This window comes from Frondihabitans sp. 762G35, from assembly GCF_002074055.1.
In the GTDB taxonomy this organism is placed as follows: domain Bacteria; phylum Actinomycetota; class Actinomycetes; order Actinomycetales; family Microbacteriaceae; genus Frondihabitans.
Window position 1 is genome coordinate 1,053,638 of sequence record NZ_CP014619.1, and the last position, 15,481, is coordinate 1,069,118.

Sequence of the window (15,481 nt, forward strand, 5' to 3'; positions counted from 1 at the left end):
GGACCCGCACGTTACCTGACAGCGCCCCCGCCGACGAGGCCGCCGCACCGGGGTCCATACTGGTCAGGATGCTCCGTCCAGCCCGCCGTCGCGCCGAGACGCCCGCCCTCGCCCTCCTCGTCGCCGGCTGTTTCTTCATGGAGAACCTCGACTCCACGATCGTCACGACGGCCGTGCCGAGCATCGCCCGCGACCTGGCGGTGACGCCCGCGTCGGTGGGGATCACGATCACGGCGTACGTCATGACGGTCGCGGTGCTCATCCCCGTGAGCGGGTGGCTGGCCGACCGGTTCGGGAGCCGCCGGATCCTGCTGGTCGCCATCGCCCTGTTCACGCTCGCGTCGATCGCGTGCGCGCTCAGCCCGACCCTGCCGGTGCTCGTCGCGGCCCGCATCCTGCAGGGTGTCGGCGGCGCGATGATGGTGCCCGTCGGGCGCATGACGGTGCTCCGGGTGACCCGCAAGGAGGACGTCATCCGAGCCGTCGCCCTCCTCACCTGGCCCGCGCTCGTGGCCCCGATCCTGGCGCCGTTCCTCGGGGGGCTGATCACGACGTCGGCGTCCTGGCACTGGATCTTCCTCCTCAACGTGCCGCTCGGGATCGTCGGGTTCGCCGTGGCGCTGCGCGTCGTCCCGGCCCCGGGGGCGTCCGCCGACGCCGAGCACGTCCCGACGCCGCCCGACTGGGTGGGCCTGTCGCTGACCTCCGCGGGCATCGCCTCGCTCGTCTGGGCGACGACCCTGCTGACGATGCCGCCGATCGACGTCGGTCAGACGGTCGCCTTCGGTGTCGCGGGGCTGATCCTGCTGTCCGTCGCCGTCGGGTACCTGCTGCGGGCCGAGCGCCCCTTCGTGGACCTGCGGCTGCTTTGGATCGAAACGTACGGGACGGCCCTCGGCGGCGGGGGCCTCTACCGGTTCGTGATCAGCGCCATCCCGTTCGTCCTGCCCCTGCTCTTCCAGGGCGCCTTCGGCTGGACCCCCGTCGAGGCGGGCAGCGCCGTCCTGTTCCTCTTCGCGGGCAACCTGGCGATCAAGCCGACCACGACCCCGCTGCTCCGGCGCTTCGGCTTCCGTCGCCTCCTCGTCGCGTCGCACCTCCTCGGCGTCGCGTGCCTCGCCGCGATGGCGTTCTTCCGGCCCGAGACGCCGTTCGGGCTGATGGTCGCCGTGCTCGTCGTCTCCGGTGCGGCGAGGTCGGTCGGATTCACGGCCTACAACACCATCACCTACGCCGATGTGGAGCCGCGCGACATGACGGGCGCGAACGTGCTCGACTCGACGGTGCAGCAGATCGCGATCGGCAGCGGCATCGCGCTCGGCGCCGTCGCGATCTCGGCGGGGCTCGCGCTGACCTCCGGGGCCGGCGCCGCCCCCGTGCTGGCCTACGACTTCGCTTTCGCGGTGATCGCGGTCGTCCTGCTCGCCGCCCTCGTGCCGGCCTGGCGTCTGGCGCCGACCGCCGGCGACTCGCTCACGCGCTCGCGCGGCTGACCGCAGGATCCCCGGCCGTCGCCGCTCAGGTGATCGTGACCCCGGCCGCCGTCAGCACCAGCTCCACGTCCGAGACGATCTCGGCCAGCGGGCGCGAGCCGCCGTGCGTGGCGTGAAGGGCGGACGGCACCTGGACCGCGAAGCCCGCGTCGTGCGCCGCGATGCTCGACTCCTGGACGCAGGACTCGGAGCGCATCCCGACGACGACGATCGTCGCCACTCCGGAGGCGGCGAGCTCGGCCGCGAGCGCGGGGTTCGACTCGAAGACGTCGACCGTGGTCTTGCGGACGACCCAGTCGTCCTCCTCCGGCTCGAAGAAGAGCTCCCACCCCGGCGTGCGGGGTTCGTCGAGGTCCCCGGGGGCGCCGTCGTGCTGCACGAAGACGACGAGGCGGCCGTTCGTCCGGGCGACCTCGAGGGCCGTGCCGAGGCGCGTGACCATGATCGCGGCGGTGGGGAGGGCATCCTGCCCCTCGAGGAAGTGGCGCTGAGCGTCGAGCACCATCAGAGCGGTGTCGGGCATGGGCGCCTCCTCGTCGAGTGTCCTGACCGCACAGTACTCGTGCGGGAGGTCCCTGCGGAAGACGTCGGGACGGCGGCCCCACCCGTTCTGGGGCGTGCGCACGGCGACCGGGCGCGCCTACCGTGAGGCCACGATCACGACTCGGCGGGAGACCCCCGCGCAGAGAGGGGCACGACATGACCACCGTCACCCGCCGCTGGACCCGCACCGCCCTCCTCGCGCGCCTGAGGGCCTCCGACGCGATCGACCGCGACACCCTGCTGACGCCCCGCGAACGGGCCGAATGCCGGGTCGAGCTGTTCCGCATCGCCTCCGACGTCGACGCCGGACGGCTCGACTCCGTCGAGGCCGAGGAGCGGTTCTCCCGCCTGAGCGGGCTGCTGCTCGTCGCCTAGGAGATCGCGGCGGCCCGGGTCAGCACCATCACGTCCATCCGGCCCTCCTGGACCGTCTCGCCCCGCTGGTTGCGGAGTGTGAGGCGCCGCTCGACGATGCCCGTCGTGCCCTTCGACGTGAGTCGCGTCGACAGGATCTCGACCGTGCAGGTGAGGGTGTCGCCGATGAAGACGGGGCCCGTGAAGCGCCAGCCGTCGATCCCGAGCAGCGCCACGGCGGACCCCTCGAACACGCCCGTGCGCGCGATCAGGCCGAGGCAGAGCGACGCCCCGAGGAGGCCGTGCACGATCCGCTGCCCGTACCGGGTGCCCCTCGCGAATTCCGCGTCGGTGTGCACCTGGTTGTTGTCGTTCGTCCACGCGGCGAACGACACGACGTCGGCCTCCGTGATCGTCCGGCCGGGCGTGACGAACGTCTGGCCCCGCTCCAGGTCTTCCAGGTAGTGCGTCACGGGGTCAGCCTCTCGCTCGGACGGGCAGGAGCACGCGGCCGAGGACGGCCGCGCCGGAGCCGATGATCGCCCCGCCGGCGACGTCGGAGAGCCAGTGCGCTCCGACGTGGAGCCGGGAGTACGCGACCGCGAGGGCGACCGGTGCCACCACCGCGCCGCGCAGCGGGCTCTCGAGGGCGACCCCCGTGGCGAACGCGAGGGCGCTCGCCGTGTGCCCGGACGGGAACGACGCCGAGGTCGGGAACACCCGGAGGCGGCGCGCGAGGGGGATCTCCTCGATCACCGGTCGCGGGCCGCCGAACACGGGCTTGGCCACGATGTTCGCGAAGGCGCTCGCGCCCGCGAGCGAGAGCAGTCCGCGCACGGCCGCGCGGCGGCCTCGCCGACCGGTGCACGCGAGGATCGCGGCCGCGACGTACCAGAGCACGGCGTTGTTGGCGGACGTCGAGAGGCGCACCAGCGCCGCGTCGGTGCGCGGTCCCGCCGGGATAGCGGCGATCCCGGCGTTCACCCGGCGGTCGAAGAGACCGACGACACGGGGCAGGATGCTCGGGGCGGACGACGACGAGGGAGGACGCAGCTTCACCCGCCCACCTAACCACGAGCGTCCGTTCACCCGGCGTTTCCACGCGGCACCTACCGTCCGTCCATGGCAAAGAGTGTGGATCAGACCGTCGACGTGGCGATCGTCGGGGCCGGGATCGTGGGGCTCGGGCACGCGCTCGCCGCGATCGACCGGGGCCTGTCGGTCGTGGTGATCGACCGGGGGAGCGTGCAGACCGGCTCGTCGATCCGCAACTTCGGGCACGCGTGCATCTCCGTCCAGTCTGGGGCCGCGCAGGTCCACGCCGATCGCACGCGGGAGCTGTGGCTCCGGCTCGTCGAGGAGGCGGGTCTCTGGCACCGGGCGGACGGCGGCTTCGTCGTCGCTCGGGCCGAGGACGAACTCGACGTGCTCCGTGAGTTCCGCGCCCGCCGTCCCGACCGGGTCGAGCTGCTGTCCGCCGAGGAGACCGCCGCATCGACCGGCACGGGTCCGGGCGTCGCCGTGGGGGGTGCACGCCTCCTCGACGATCTCCAGGTCGATCCGCGCGAGGCGGTGCTGCGCATCACCGACCACCTGCGCTCGCGCGGCGTCGAGTTCCAGTTCGGCACGGCCGCTCGCACGATCCGCTCGGGGCGGCTCCACACGACCAGGGGCCGCATCGCCGCCGATCAGGTGATCGTCGCCGTCAACTACGACGTCGACCACCTCTTCCCCGAACTCGGCGACCGCTACCAGGTGGAGCGCTGCGCGCTCGACATGCTCCGCGTCGAGATCCCCGGCCTGCGGGCACCGCTCCGCGGCCCCGTGCTGACCGGGTGGTCGATGCTGCGCTACTCCGGGTTCGCGGGGCTGCCGTCGCTCGGTCGGGTCCGCGAGAGGCTCCACTCCGGGCATCCCGCGTTCGCGGCCCTCGACGTCAACCAGATGTACACGCAGTGGCGCGACGGGAGCGTGATCGTGGGCGACACGCATCACCGGGGCGACGCCGTCGACCCGTTCCAGCGCGAGAACGCCTTCGACGAGCTGCTCGACGCGACCGCGTCGCTCTTCGGGCAGGAGTCGCGGCGCGATCTCCGGGTCGTCGAGCGCTGGCAGGGCGTCTACGCGTCGGCACCGGAGGAGTTCCTCGTCGACGAGCCCCTCGACGGCGTGCACGTCGTGTCGGTGACGACCGGCATCGGCATGACGACCGGCCTCGGCCTCGCCGATCGCGTCGTCTCGGAGATCTACGAGCCCGTCGGCGCCTGACCCGCCAACGGACGACGGGACACCACGCCGCGGCGTGGTGTCCCGTCGTCGATCCGGTGTCGGGTCAGGAGCCGCGGGTCAGTGAGCCGCGACGGGCTCGGCCGGTGTCGGGGTCGCCGTCCCCGCACCGCGGCCGCGGCGACGGAAGAGCAGCGCCGCCATGATGGCGCCGAATGCGAAGAACCCGGCACCCCACCAGTACGCGGTGGCGTAGCTGTGCACGGCGGCCTCGGCCATCGTGGTGGCGGTCGGGGGCAGGTTCGAGGCCAGGTAGTCGGTGGCAGCCGTCGCCGCGAGGGTGTTGAGGAGGGCGGTGCCGATCGACCCGCCGACCTGCTGGCTCGTGTTGACCATGGCGGAGGCGACTCCGGCGTGGCCGCGATCGACGCCGAGCGTCGCCGTCTGGATCGACGCCGGCATGATCGAGCCCATTCCGAAGCCGAGCACCATCAGCGCCGGGAGGACGTCGTGGGCGTAGGTGCTGTCGAGTCCGAGGCGGGTGAGGTACGACATGCCGATCGCGGCGAGGACCATGCCGAAGGGCACCATGATCTTCGGGCCGAATCGCGGAACGAAGATGTTCGTCGAGAGCTGCGCGGCCAGGATGAGCATGCCGATCATGGGCAGGAACGACAGGCCGGTGCGGATCGGCGTGTAGTGGAGCGACGTCTGCAGGTAGTAGGTGACGAACAGGAAGACGCCGAACATGCCGGCTCCGGCGATGAGGACGGAGGCGTAGGCGGCACCGCGGTTGCGGTCGAGGACGATCGACAGCGGGAGCAGCGCGTGCTCGGCCCGGCGCTGCCAGAGGACGAAGGCGACCAGCAGCACGCCGGCTCCGGCGAGGAAGCCCCAGGTGAGCGGGGAGCCCCAGCCGTCGGTCTCGGCATTGGAGAAGCCGTAGACGAGCGAGAAGAGGGCGCCGGAGACGAGGATCGTTCCGGGCACGTCGAGCTTCGGCCGGGGGCCCTGGCGCTCCTGGTGGGAGACGAAGACGATCGCGCCGATGACGGCGATCACGGCGATGAAGACGTTGATGTAGAGGTTCCAGCGCCAGTTGAAGTTCTCGGTGAGGACGCCGCCGAGGAGCAGGCCGATGGCGCCGCCGGCTCCCGCGATGGCGCCGAAGACGCCGAACGCGCGAGCGCGCTCCTTGGGGATGGTGAACGTCGTCGTGAGGACGGCCAGGGCGGTGGGGGCGAGCATCGCGCCGAACGCCCCCTGGAGCGCGCGGGCGAACACGAGCAGGCCGAAGGTGCCGGCGGCGCCGCCCAGGGCGGAGGCCAGCGCGAAGCCGATGAGGCCGATGATGAACGTCCGCTTGCGGCCGATCAGGTCGGAGAGGCGTCCGCCGAGGAGGAGGAGGCTGCCGAACGCGAGGGAGTAGGCGGTGACGATCCACTGGCGTTCTCCGTTGGAGAAGCCGAGATCCGCCTGGGCGCTGGGGAGGGCGATGTTGACGACGGTGGAGTCGAGCACGACCATGAGCTGCGCGAGGGCCACGGTGGAGAGGGTCCACCAGCGGCGAGAGGAGACCGCGGGAGCGGAGGTGGCCGTTCCCGGTCGAGAGGAGGTCTGAGTCATGGGGACGACTCTATACGGTTCTGACGAGTTTCGGATATGGTGAGTTTCGGAACTCGCGAGACTACACTGGGGGCGTTCCAGTCAACCGCACCGGTGAGAAAGGGGAGCAGCGATGACGCTCGCAGACCCGACCGCCTCGCGCCTCGGTCGCAAGCGCGACCACACGCGCGACCCCGAGATCCTCCAGTGCACCCTCGAGGTGCTGGCCGAGACCGGCTACGACGGCATGACCATCGAGATGGTCGCCGCCCGGGCCAAGGCCGGCAAGGCGACCCTCTACCGGCGGTGGGCGTCGAAGGGCGAACTCGTGCTCGACGCCGTCGCGTGCATGAAGAAGGGCGACTTCGACGAGGCCAACCTCCCCGACACCGGGACGCTGCGCGGCGACCTCGTGGCGATGATCCGGCCCCCCTCGCTCGAGGAGGCCGAGAAGAAGCTCCGCGTCATGGCGGGGCTCATGGCGATGCTCTCGCAGGCGCCGGAACTCGCCGACGCCGCCAACAGGGCCATCGTGGAGCCGCGGGCCGCGATCAACCGGATGTTCTTCCGGCGGGCGATCGAGCGCGGCGAGATCGCACCGGACTGCGACGTCGAGACGCTGTCGCTGATCACTCCCGCCATGGCCGCGCACCGATCGCTTCTGCAGAAGAAGCCCGTCGACCGCGACTTCCTCGTGTCGATCATCGACGGCGTGCTGCTCCCGGCCGTCGGCCTGCGCCCGCCCGTCCACTGACGCGCGCGACCCGCGACGTCTGCCCCCGAACGGGCGCGCCCCGAACGAGCGCGACCCGAAAGTGGACTCGTGACGAGCATCCTGCGCCCGTAGTTTCGATGGCGGAGGTAACAGTCATGGACGTCGAACCGCTTCACGATCTGCTCGGTTCCACCGAACCGTTCGGCCAGGCATTGGAAGCGCGAGACTTCGGGCTGTCCTTCGTCGGAGACGCCTGGCTCGAGGCGCATTCCCGCCAGATGGGCTCCGACTGACCCTCGGGTCGAGCACCGTGCGGCGGCGACCCCTACTCGCCGCTGCACGGGTTCGCCCCGGTCAGCGGTCGCGGTCGAGCTCGTCGATCGTGATCGCCGCGGTGACGAGGGCGAGGTGGCTGAGCCCCTGCGGCAGGTTCCCGAGGAAGGAGCCGTCCTCCGCCACCATCTCGGCCATCATGCCGACGTCGTTGGGCACCTCGACGAGCTCGTCCATCAGCGTCTTGGCCTCGTCGATCCGGCCGACGCAGGCGAGGGCCGCGGCCAGCCAGAACGCGCAGGCGAGGAACGTCCCCTCCTCCTCGGGCATCCCGCTGTAGCGGTAGAGGAGGGCGCCGCGACCGAGTTCGTCGCGGAGCGCGTCGATCGTGCGCGACATCCGCTCGCCGCGGTCGAAACCGCTGGGCGCGTGGAGCAGCACGGACGCGTCGAGGGCGTCGCTCCCCGGGTACATCAGGTAGGCGCCCCGCTCCTCCGACCACCCGTTCTCGGCCACCCACTCCTCGATTAGGCGCTTGTTCCGCTTCCAGGCCTCGAGGTCGGCAGGATCCGGGTGCACCTGCCCGATGTCGGCGAGGTGCAGGGCCGCGTCGATGGCCTGCCAGCAGGCCATCTTGCTCGAGACGTAGTGCTGGGGGTCCTCGAGCTCCCACATGCCGGAGTCCTTCTCCTGCCACCGGCGACAGGCGTCGTCGGCGAAGGAGCAGAGCAGAGCGTCGGAGGACGCGTCGAGGATGTTGCCGCCCGAGACGTACTGGCGGAGCAGGGTCAGGATGTCGGCGTAGACGCCGAGTTGGAGCTGGTCGCCCGCGGGGTTGCCCGAGTAGACGGGCCCGATGCCGCGCCAGCCCTCGGCGGACGCCTCGTGCGTGCCGTCGGTGAGGTCGCCGTTCAGGTCGAAGAAGATGTGCATGTCGCGGCCGTTGCGCTTGAGGCTCGACAGGATCCAGGAGACGGCGGCGTGGGGCTCCTCGCGGAGGCCGAACTTCAGGAGCGCGCTCACCGTGTAGGCGAGGTCGCGGACCCAGGCGAAGCGGTAGTCCCAGTTCTTGCCGCCCTCGAGGTTCTCCGGGAGCCCCGACGTCGCGGCGGCCGCGATGGCGCCCGTGGGGCTGTAGATCAGGAGCTTGAGCGCGAGCGTGCTGCGCTTCACGGCCTCCTGCCACGAGCCGTCCCAGGTGAACGCCTTCGACCAGGTGCGCCAGTTGTCGATGGTGCGGTCGACGCCCTGGTCGACGATGTCCGCGTTGGGGAGGTGGACCGGCTCGTCGTCGGTGCCGCAGAGGCAGAGGATGTGGCGGGAGCCCTCCTGCGTCGTGAAGGCGCCCTCGAAATAGGGCGGCCCCGTGGGGGAGACGCCGTCGCCGGCTCCGGTCGGGTCGGTGCGACCGTGATCGGAGCCGATCAGGAGCAGGTTGACGTCGCCCACGCGCAGCACGGGCCCGTGGACGGTGTCGACGCGCTCGACGGCGTCGTCGCCGAAGACGTCGCCGGGGTGCACGGCCCACCGCAAGTCGACGGAGCCCTCGACGCCGTCGACCCTCCGCACCAGCTCCGCCCAGGGGAGTCGACCGGCGACACCGGTGACCAGGGCGTCCGTGATCTCCACGACACCCGTCGCCGTCCGGAACCGGGTGGTGAGGACGTTGGTGCCGTCGATGTAGGAGCGGTCGACCTCGAAGTCGTCGTCGACCGGACGGAGCTCGAAGCGGCCGCCGCGCCCGGAGTCGACGACGCCTGCGATGACGGGCCTCGTGAAGAGATCGGGCAGGGGAAGCCAGTCGATCTGGCCGTCCCGCGCGACGAGCGCGACCGTGCGGCCGTCGCCGATCGCGGCGTAGGAGCGGAGGTCGACGTAGCCGTCGACGCGCTCGTCGGGCGCCGAGAAGTCCCGCCCGGGATCCTTGGAGCCGTCCTGGAGCTGCTCCACCCGCTAGATCCGGCCGCGGAGGTCGGCAGGATCCACGGGCTCGGCCTTCGCGAGGACCTCGCGTGCCGCATCCGTCGCGTCCCACACGTTCCACAGCAGGACGCCCACGGGCACCCCGTCGTCGAGGTAGTAGACGACGACGCTCTCGTCGTCCTTCCAGTCCTCGACGGTGGTCAGGCTCGAGTCGAGCTTCCCGACCGCCTCGTAGCCGAGGTCGAAGACGTCGGAGTAGTAGTACGGCGTGTGCGCGTAGGTCTCGTCCGACCCGGCGAGGATCCGGCCGACCGCGGCGCCCTGCTCGTAGGCGTTGTCGACGTGCTCGACGCGGCGGCGTCCCAGGATGGGGTCGGGGTAGGAGGCGACGTCACCGGCGGAGAAGACGTCGGCGTCGTTCGTCCGTAGGCGTTCGTCGACCACGATGCCGTCGTCGACGGTGAGGCCCGCGGCTTCGGCGAGCTCGGTGGCCGGCTCGATGCCGAGACCGATCACGACCGCGTCGGCGTCGACGGTGGACGCGTCGTCGAGGGTGAGGTGGACCCCGTCTCCGTCGACGGTCCCCGACTCCAGACGACGACCCGACAGGAGCTCCACACCGGCGTCGGTGAACGCGCCCTCGTACAGATCGACGACCTTCTTCGGGAAGACGGAGTCGCCGAGACGATCGCCGGGGAAGACGACGGTGACCCTCGTCTCGTTCTGGGCCAGGGCCGAGGCGATCTCCGAGCCGATGTAGCCGCCCCCGACGACGACGACGTGGCGGCCGTTCCCGGCGACGCTCCGGAGGGCCCGGTAATCCGCGGCCGTCCGGAAGTAGATCACGCGATCGTCCTCGGGGAGGTCGAGGCGCGTCGGACGTCCACCGGTGGCGAGCAGGAGCCGCCCGTAGCCGACCGTGTCGCCCGAGGCGGTCGTGACCGTCTTCGCCGACCGGTCGATCGAGGCGACGCGCGTGCCGAGTCGGAGCTCGGCCGATGTCGTCTCGACCGTTCCGAGGTCGTTGTCGTCGGGGGTGAACTCGTCGTCGATCCAGAGCTTCTTCGACAGGGCGGGGCGCGTGTAGGGGGCGTCGACGTCCTCGCTCAGGATGAGGACGGATCCTGCCTCGTCGCGCTCGCGGATGCCCTTGGCGGCGGAGTCGGCGACCATGCCGCCGCCGATGATGACGTAGTCGTAGGCCTCAGCCATGTGGTGTCTCCTGTTGTCAGATCGTTGCGACCGAGCCGGAATCGACCCGGTAGTTGCTGCCGTTGACGAAGCTTGCGCGATCGGAGCAGAGGAACACGATGACGTTCGCGACCTCCTCCGGCTCGCCGCGGCGCTTCAGCTCCATGTACGGGCGCTCTTCGTCGAGGAACGACTCGATGGCCTCCTCGACCGAGGAACCCCTCTCGTCGGCGCGTTTCGCCATCATCGCGTCGGTCATCGGGGTGTTGATGAACGCGGGGCCGACCGTGTTGACGAGGAGGCCCTCCTGCGCGTAGGAGCGGGACAGCCCCTTGGCGAACGACATGACGCCCGCCTTCGCCGCGCAGTACGGCAGCTCGTCGTCGTACGGCTGCAGCGCGTCCTCCGAGGCGGTCAGGACGAGGCGCCCCCATTCGCCGGTGCGGAGATCCGGGAGGAACTCGCGGACCAGACGGACGGGGCCGAGGAGGTCGACCTCGAGCGTCGAGGTCCACCCCTCGTCGTCGATCTCGTGGAACAGCCCCTGGGCGCCGGTTACGCCGGCGCACTGCACGAGAATGTCGATGTCGCCCACGGCGCCCTGCGTCTTCTCGTGCAGCTCCCGCAGGTCGTCGACCTTCGTGATGTCCGCGGCGAACGCGTGGAGTCGGCCCTCGTCGGCGGACAGCCGGGCCGCGGCCGCCTCGAGCCTCTCCGGGTCGCGGTCGCTGATCACGACCGTGGCACCCTCCTCGAGCAGGAGCCGCGCCGTGTTCCAGCCGATGCCCGAGTCGGCCCCGGTGACCAGGGCCTTCCTACCGGTGATTCCGAGATCCACGATCGCCTTCCAGTGGGGGAGCGGTCAGGAGTTCGCGACGGCGCCGACGCGGTCGAGACCGGCGTCCTCGGCCTTCGCGTCGCGCGTGCGCGTCGACTCGTCCTGGGCGTCGCGGTCGGGGTGGCGATTCTCCGCACCGACCATCCACGCGAACTGCTCCAGCTTCTCGATGATGCCGTGCAGAACGTCGGCGGTCGTCGGGTCCTCGTCGTCGACCTCGTCGTGGACGTCGCGCATGGTGCCGACGGCCGCGTAGATGCGGTCGACGATCAGGTCGACGGTCTCGGTCGTCTCGACGGGACCGGCGGGGAACTCGCTGAGGCTCGTGCCCTTCGAGACGGTGCCGGAGCGGCCGTCCGGAACCAGGTAGACGGCGCGCATGCGCTCGGCGACCTCGTCGCTGAACTCGCGGGCCGCGTCGATGATCTCGTCGAGCTGGAGGTGCAGATCGCGGAAGTTCGAGCCGAGGAGGTTCCAGTGGGCCTGCTTGCCCTGGATGTGCAGCTCGATCAGGTCGACGAGGACCTTCTGCAGGTTGTCGCGGAGGGTTTCGGATCCTTTGAACACGGTTCGTCCTTCTTCCTGGTCGGGGCCTCCGACGGTACGCCTGACGCCTCTTCAGGGGCTGCAGGGCTGTACCCCTGCCGGTGTAGTCTTCCGACATCACGGGCCTTGAGGGGGGCGACCATGGCGACGACGCGCACGACCGACGAGGGGGACGGTATGGACGACACGCACGAGGACGCCCTGCCCCCGACCGTGCAGAGCCTCATCCGGGGGCTCGACACGGCGCGCCACGCCTTCGACGGGCTCGGCGACGTCGACGAGGCGCACCACGGCCGGATCCTCGAGGACCTCGTCAGCACGGTCCCCGACCTGGCGAGCGCCGCGGCGCGCGCGGGGCACGGGGCGTGGGCGTCGATGATCGTCCTCGCCGCGGCGGACTGCCCGCCGGAGTGGGCGACCGGCTGCCCGCGCTGGAAGGCGCTGGTCGAGTCGTCCTTCGCCGCCATCGACGCGGCGAACCGGGCCGCGGCCGACGAGCAGGCGCGCCTGGTCGAAGTGCGCAGGCGGCGCCTAGCCTGAGGGGATGACCGTCCCGCATCTCCCGCGCGTGCCGTTCCTCTCCGGAGGCCCTCGCGGCGGCGTCCGCCACTACCTGAGGATGCTTCCGCCCGACTACGCCTACTCGGCGCGGACGCACCTCCGCAGCCTGCTCGGGACGAGCGTCCCGCGGGTCTACCGCGAGGGCGCCAAGGCGCCGATCCTGCTCCTGCCCGGCGTCTACGAGTCGTGGCGCACCCTCCGCTGGTTCGCCGACGTGATGAACCGCGACGGCCATCCCGTCGTGGTCGTGCCGGGCCTGGCCCACAACCGGCGGCCGATCGCCGACACCGCGGTGCTGGCGCAGCGGATCCTCGACGCCAACGACCTCCGCGACGTGGTGATCCTGGCGCACAGCAAGGGCGGGATCATCGGCAAGAGCATGATGCTCGACACCGACGCCTCCGGACGGATCGCGCGCATGGTCGCCGTCAACAGCCCGTTCCAGGGGTCGCGGATGGCCCGCTACATCCCGACCCGCGCGTTCCGCGCCTTCCTGCCGACCGACCCGCTGCTGACCCGGCTCACCGCCGAGCAGGAGGTCAACGCGCGGATCACCTCGGTGTTCTCCGACTTCGACGGGCACGTGCCCGAGGGCAGCGTCCTCCCGGGAGCCCGGAACGTCACGGTGCCGGTCGACGGCCACTTCCGTCCGCTCGGCCACCCGGTCGGACGGGCCATGATCCTGGCGGCGCTCGCCGGCTGAGGCGACGACGACCGCGTCGACAGCGACGACAGCGGTTTCCGCGATGTTTGCGGCGTCCGCGCGGCCGCTCGGTCGTCGAGAGCGCTAGCCGCCCTGCAGCTCCTCGCGCACGCGTCGGAGATCCTCCAGCATCGAACCGATCAGGATCCAGTGGTCCGGGTCGGGGCGGACCACCTCGAGCGGCGCGGTGAGGGCGGGGAGGTCCGTCTCGGGCGCGTCGGTGCCGGAACCCCCGGCGGCCTCCTCCTCGCGGTCGTGCACGAGCAGCCGGACGTCGTGCGCCGCCCGACGCAGCTCCCGAGCGATCCCCGACACGACGGCGTCGTCGACGAGCGCCGGATCGTAGTTGTCGCGGAGCGTGCGGGTCATGGCGACGACGCGGTGCACGAGGTTCGAGAGCGAGGCCAGCAGGAGCCGGTCCGCCTCCAGGATGCGCCGCTGCCTGCTCGCGCGCGGGTTCAGCGTGAGGCTCTCCTCGCCCGTCTTCACCGCGACGGCGGCCCTCGCCTGGAGCCCCCGGAGCTCCCGGGCGCGCAGGAGCATCGCGTCGAGCTGCGACTGCCCGGTCGCCTCCTCGAGGGCGCCCGCCAGGTCGTCCAGGCTCGCGCCCAGGTCGCGGGCCAGCCGCGCGACGGCCAGGTGCGCGGGCCCGAGCAGCACCGGCGGCACGATCAGGGCGTTGACGAGGAGGGCGACCACCGCGCCGATGACGGTCTCGATGACGCGGTCGACCGCGTAGTTCGGCGTCACGACCCCGACCGACAGGACGAGCATCGCGGAGATGGGCACCTGTGTCGTCGACGTCGGGGTGAGACGGATCACCCAGGCCAGCAGCAGGGCGAGGATGATCGCCACGAGCACGACCCAGGTGGACCCGTGCCCGAGGACGACTCCGACGACGTAGGCGAGACCCACGCCGAGCACGACTCCGACGCTCCGCTCGAGGCCCCGGCCGAACGACTGGTTGATGCTCGGCTGGACGACGAGGAGCGCCGCGATGGCGGCGAAGATCGGCAGCGGTTGGTGCACGAGGGCGCCGGCGACGAGCCAGGCGACCACGACGGCGATCGACGTCTTGGCGACCTGCAGCAGCGGCAGCCGGGACGGCTGACGCAGGCGGGAGGCCAGGGGGATCGGAGGACGCGGCACGACCCCCAGGGTAGGACCGCGGAGCGCACCCCCGGCGCGCCCGCTGGGAGGATCTCCGGCGAACCGGGTTGACTGTGCCCTGTGTGGCCCAATTCCGGAGAGATCCTCCCCGCAGCGTTCGCGGACAGCGGGGTCACCGTCGTGTCGTTCCGCCCCCACTCCGTCGAGCCCTCGGGAGGGGGATTCCTCTTCGGCTACGAGGTCGACACCGTCGACGCGGCGGGGAGCCAGTCCACCGTGCTCACCTTCATCGACACGGACCCCGCCTCGGTGGAGGCCTCGCGCACCGCGGGCGGCTCGGTGGTACCCGACCCGCAGACCGGCCGGCCCGTCCGCGTCTGGGCCTACCCCGCGGATCCTGCGCTGCCGGCCCTCGCCCTCGTGACCTACCCCGAGCGCGTGACGGAGCTGCTCGACGGGCTCGGCATCCGCGTGACGGAGCCGCTCCTCGAGGTCGCCGCCTACCGCCCGGGCAAGCGCGCGGTGATCCGCGTGGACGCCCGCGAGCGGACCCTCTTCCTCAAGGTCGTCCGTCCCAGTCGCGCGGAGCCGATCGCCGAGCAGCACGAGGCCTTCACCGCGCGCGGGCTCCCGGTGCCGGGCGTCCTCGCGGCGCTGCCCGACGGGCTGCTCGTGCTGGAGCGCGTCGCAGGCGTCCCGGCGGGCACGCGGGTCGTCCAGATCGCGGAGGGACGCGGTTTCGTCGACCAGCTCGTGGCGCTCGGCGCGGCGGTCGCCTCCGTGGACCTCGACCAGCGCGCGCAGGCGGACGCCCTCGACAACGGGGCCTGGCACCGCAGGAGCCTCCGCTCGTCTCTGCCCGAGCGCGCCGACGACATCGAACGGGTCTACGACGAGATCGAGGCGCGCGCGTCGACGTGGGGGGCCGACGAGCGGCAGGTCGTCCACGGCGACCTCCACCTCGAGCAGCTCTTCGTCGATCCCGACGATCCGAGCCGGATCACGGGACTCCTCGACATCGACACCGCAGGATGGGGTCACCCGGCCCGGGACGCCGGCGCCCTGATCGCGCACCTCGTCGTCACGGCCCAGTGGCACCGCGGGAACAGCGCGGGCGCCGAGGCCCGGGCCTGCGAACGGATCGCGGACGAGGTCGTCGCCGCCTGGACCAGGAGATTCCCGGGACTGGCCGACCGGCTCGCGCCGACGATCGCGTCGCAGCTGCTCGCCCACGCGGGCGGGCAGGCGACGCTCGGCACCGACCTGGCCCGGACCAAGGCCCTCCAGCTCCTCGACGCCGCGGCGGGGACCCTCTGGCCGCGCCGTCCCGACCAGGATCCAGGCGAGCCGCCTAGCCTGGCGTCACGGGGCACGTCCGACTGACCCGCTCCCTCGCCGCT

At 71.7% G+C, this 15,481-nt stretch carries 17 protein-coding genes; 8 read left to right on the forward strand and 9 right to left on the reverse strand.

The genetic code is table 11. The features are described 5' to 3' along the window. Positions 1–68 precede the first annotated feature (68 nt). Positions 69–1,493: an MFS transporter gene (locus tag AS850_RS05190; protein WP_119868160.1), complete on the forward strand. Its 1,425-nt coding sequence runs from the start codon at positions 69–71 to the stop codon at positions 1,491–1,493. A 25-nt stretch (positions 1,494–1,518) separates the two neighbouring features. On the opposite strand, the gene AS850_RS05195 is transcribed toward AS850_RS05190, so the two are convergent. Then, on the reverse strand, positions 1,519–2,016 hold the full coding sequence (locus AS850_RS05195) for an isochorismatase family protein (protein WP_119868161.1): 498 nt from the start codon (positions 2,014–2,016) through the stop codon (positions 1,519–1,521). 176 nt (positions 2,017–2,192) lie between these two features. Between AS850_RS05195 and AS850_RS05200 the strand changes: the two genes are divergently transcribed. Then, positions 2,193–2,411: a hypothetical protein gene (locus tag AS850_RS05200; RefSeq protein WP_119868162.1), complete on the forward strand. Its 219-nt coding sequence runs from the start codon at positions 2,193–2,195 to the stop codon at positions 2,409–2,411. On the opposite strand, the gene AS850_RS05205 is transcribed toward AS850_RS05200, so the two are convergent. Together AS850_RS05205 and AS850_RS05210 are read right to left on the reverse strand one after the other, a co-directional pair. After that, positions 2,408–2,863 (reverse strand): MaoC/PaaZ C-terminal domain-containing protein, encoded by a 456-nt coding sequence (locus AS850_RS05205; RefSeq protein ID WP_119868163.1) that lies wholly within the window; start codon positions 2,861–2,863, stop codon positions 2,408–2,410. The genes AS850_RS05200 and AS850_RS05205 overlap by 4 nt on opposite strands. A gap of 4 nt (positions 2,864–2,867) precedes the next feature. Continuing rightward, positions 2,868–3,449 carry a phosphatase PAP2 family protein gene (locus AS850_RS05210; RefSeq protein WP_236940837.1) on the reverse strand — a complete coding sequence of 194 codons (582 nt, stop codon included), beginning with the start codon at positions 3,447–3,449 and terminating at the stop codon, positions 2,868–2,870. Between the two features lie 63 nt (positions 3,450–3,512). Between AS850_RS05210 and AS850_RS05215 the strand changes: the two genes are divergently transcribed. Further along, the gene (locus AS850_RS05215; protein ID WP_173795176.1) at positions 3,513–4,658 is read left to right on the forward strand and encodes a TIGR03364 family FAD-dependent oxidoreductase; all 1,146 of its coding nucleotides are present in this window, start codon (positions 3,513–3,515) and stop codon (positions 4,656–4,658) included. A 78-nt stretch (positions 4,659–4,736) separates the two neighbouring features. Here AS850_RS05215 and AS850_RS05220 read toward each other — a convergent pair whose 3' ends face one another. After that, a complete protein-coding gene (locus AS850_RS05220) occupies positions 4,737–6,242 on the reverse strand; it encodes an MFS transporter (protein WP_119868165.1) in 1,506 nt (501 codons plus the stop codon). Positions 6,243–6,354: 112 nt separating this feature from the next. Here AS850_RS05220 and AS850_RS05225 point away from each other — a divergent pair, with 112 nt between their 5' ends. After that, positions 6,355–6,975: a TetR/AcrR family transcriptional regulator gene (locus tag AS850_RS05225; protein ID WP_119868166.1), complete on the forward strand. Its 621-nt coding sequence runs from the start codon at positions 6,355–6,357 to the stop codon at positions 6,973–6,975. A 116-nt stretch (positions 6,976–7,091) separates the two neighbouring features. Continuing rightward, positions 7,092–7,229, forward strand: a complete 138-nt coding sequence (locus tag AS850_RS16465) for a hypothetical protein (RefSeq protein WP_164088393.1) — start codon at positions 7,092–7,094, stop codon at positions 7,227–7,229. A gap of 61 nt (positions 7,230–7,290) precedes the next feature. On the opposite strand, the gene AS850_RS05230 is transcribed toward AS850_RS16465, so the two are convergent. From AS850_RS05230 to AS850_RS05245, 4 genes are read right to left on the reverse strand one after another with little or no spacing between them, the layout of a single operon-like run. Further along, complete coding sequence (locus AS850_RS05230) at positions 7,291–9,159, reverse strand: glycoside hydrolase family 15 protein (RefSeq protein WP_119868167.1); 1,869 nt, start codon at positions 9,157–9,159, stop codon at positions 7,291–7,293. Positions 9,160–9,162: 3 nt separating this feature from the next. After that, the gene (locus AS850_RS05235; RefSeq protein ID WP_119868168.1) at positions 9,163–10,344 is read right to left on the reverse strand and encodes an NAD(P)/FAD-dependent oxidoreductase; all 1,182 of its coding nucleotides are present in this window, start codon (positions 10,342–10,344) and stop codon (positions 9,163–9,165) included. 16 nt (positions 10,345–10,360) lie between these two features. Then, on the reverse strand, positions 10,361–11,161 hold the full coding sequence (locus tag AS850_RS05240) for an SDR family NAD(P)-dependent oxidoreductase (RefSeq protein WP_119868169.1): 801 nt from the start codon (positions 11,159–11,161) through the stop codon (positions 10,361–10,363). Positions 11,162–11,185: 24 nt separating this feature from the next. Beyond that, a complete protein-coding gene (locus tag AS850_RS05245; protein ID WP_119868170.1) occupies positions 11,186–11,728 on the reverse strand; it encodes a Dps family protein in 543 nt (180 codons plus the stop codon). A 120-nt stretch (positions 11,729–11,848) separates the two neighbouring features. Between AS850_RS05245 and AS850_RS05250 the strand changes: the two genes are divergently transcribed. Together AS850_RS05250 and AS850_RS05255 are read left to right on the forward strand one after the other, a co-directional pair. Further along, positions 11,849–12,247 (forward strand): hypothetical protein, encoded by a 399-nt coding sequence (locus AS850_RS05250; RefSeq protein ID WP_119868171.1) that lies wholly within the window; start codon positions 11,849–11,851, stop codon positions 12,245–12,247. A 4-nt stretch (positions 12,248–12,251) separates the two neighbouring features. After that, positions 12,252–12,971 (forward strand): esterase/lipase family protein, encoded by a 720-nt coding sequence (locus AS850_RS05255; protein ID WP_119868172.1) that lies wholly within the window; start codon positions 12,252–12,254, stop codon positions 12,969–12,971. Positions 12,972–13,055: 84 nt separating this feature from the next. Here the strand turns inward: AS850_RS05255 and AS850_RS05260 are convergent, their stop codons facing one another. After that, positions 13,056–14,120: an FUSC family protein gene (locus AS850_RS05260; RefSeq protein WP_236940838.1), complete on the reverse strand. Its 1,065-nt coding sequence runs from the start codon at positions 14,118–14,120 to the stop codon at positions 13,056–13,058. An 81-nt stretch (positions 14,121–14,201) separates the two neighbouring features. Here AS850_RS05260 and AS850_RS05265 point away from each other — a divergent pair, with 81 nt between their 5' ends. After that, a complete protein-coding gene (locus tag AS850_RS05265; protein WP_119868173.1) occupies positions 14,202–15,464 on the forward strand; it encodes a phosphotransferase enzyme family protein in 1,263 nt (420 codons plus the stop codon). Positions 15,465–15,481: the final 17 nt, after the last annotated feature.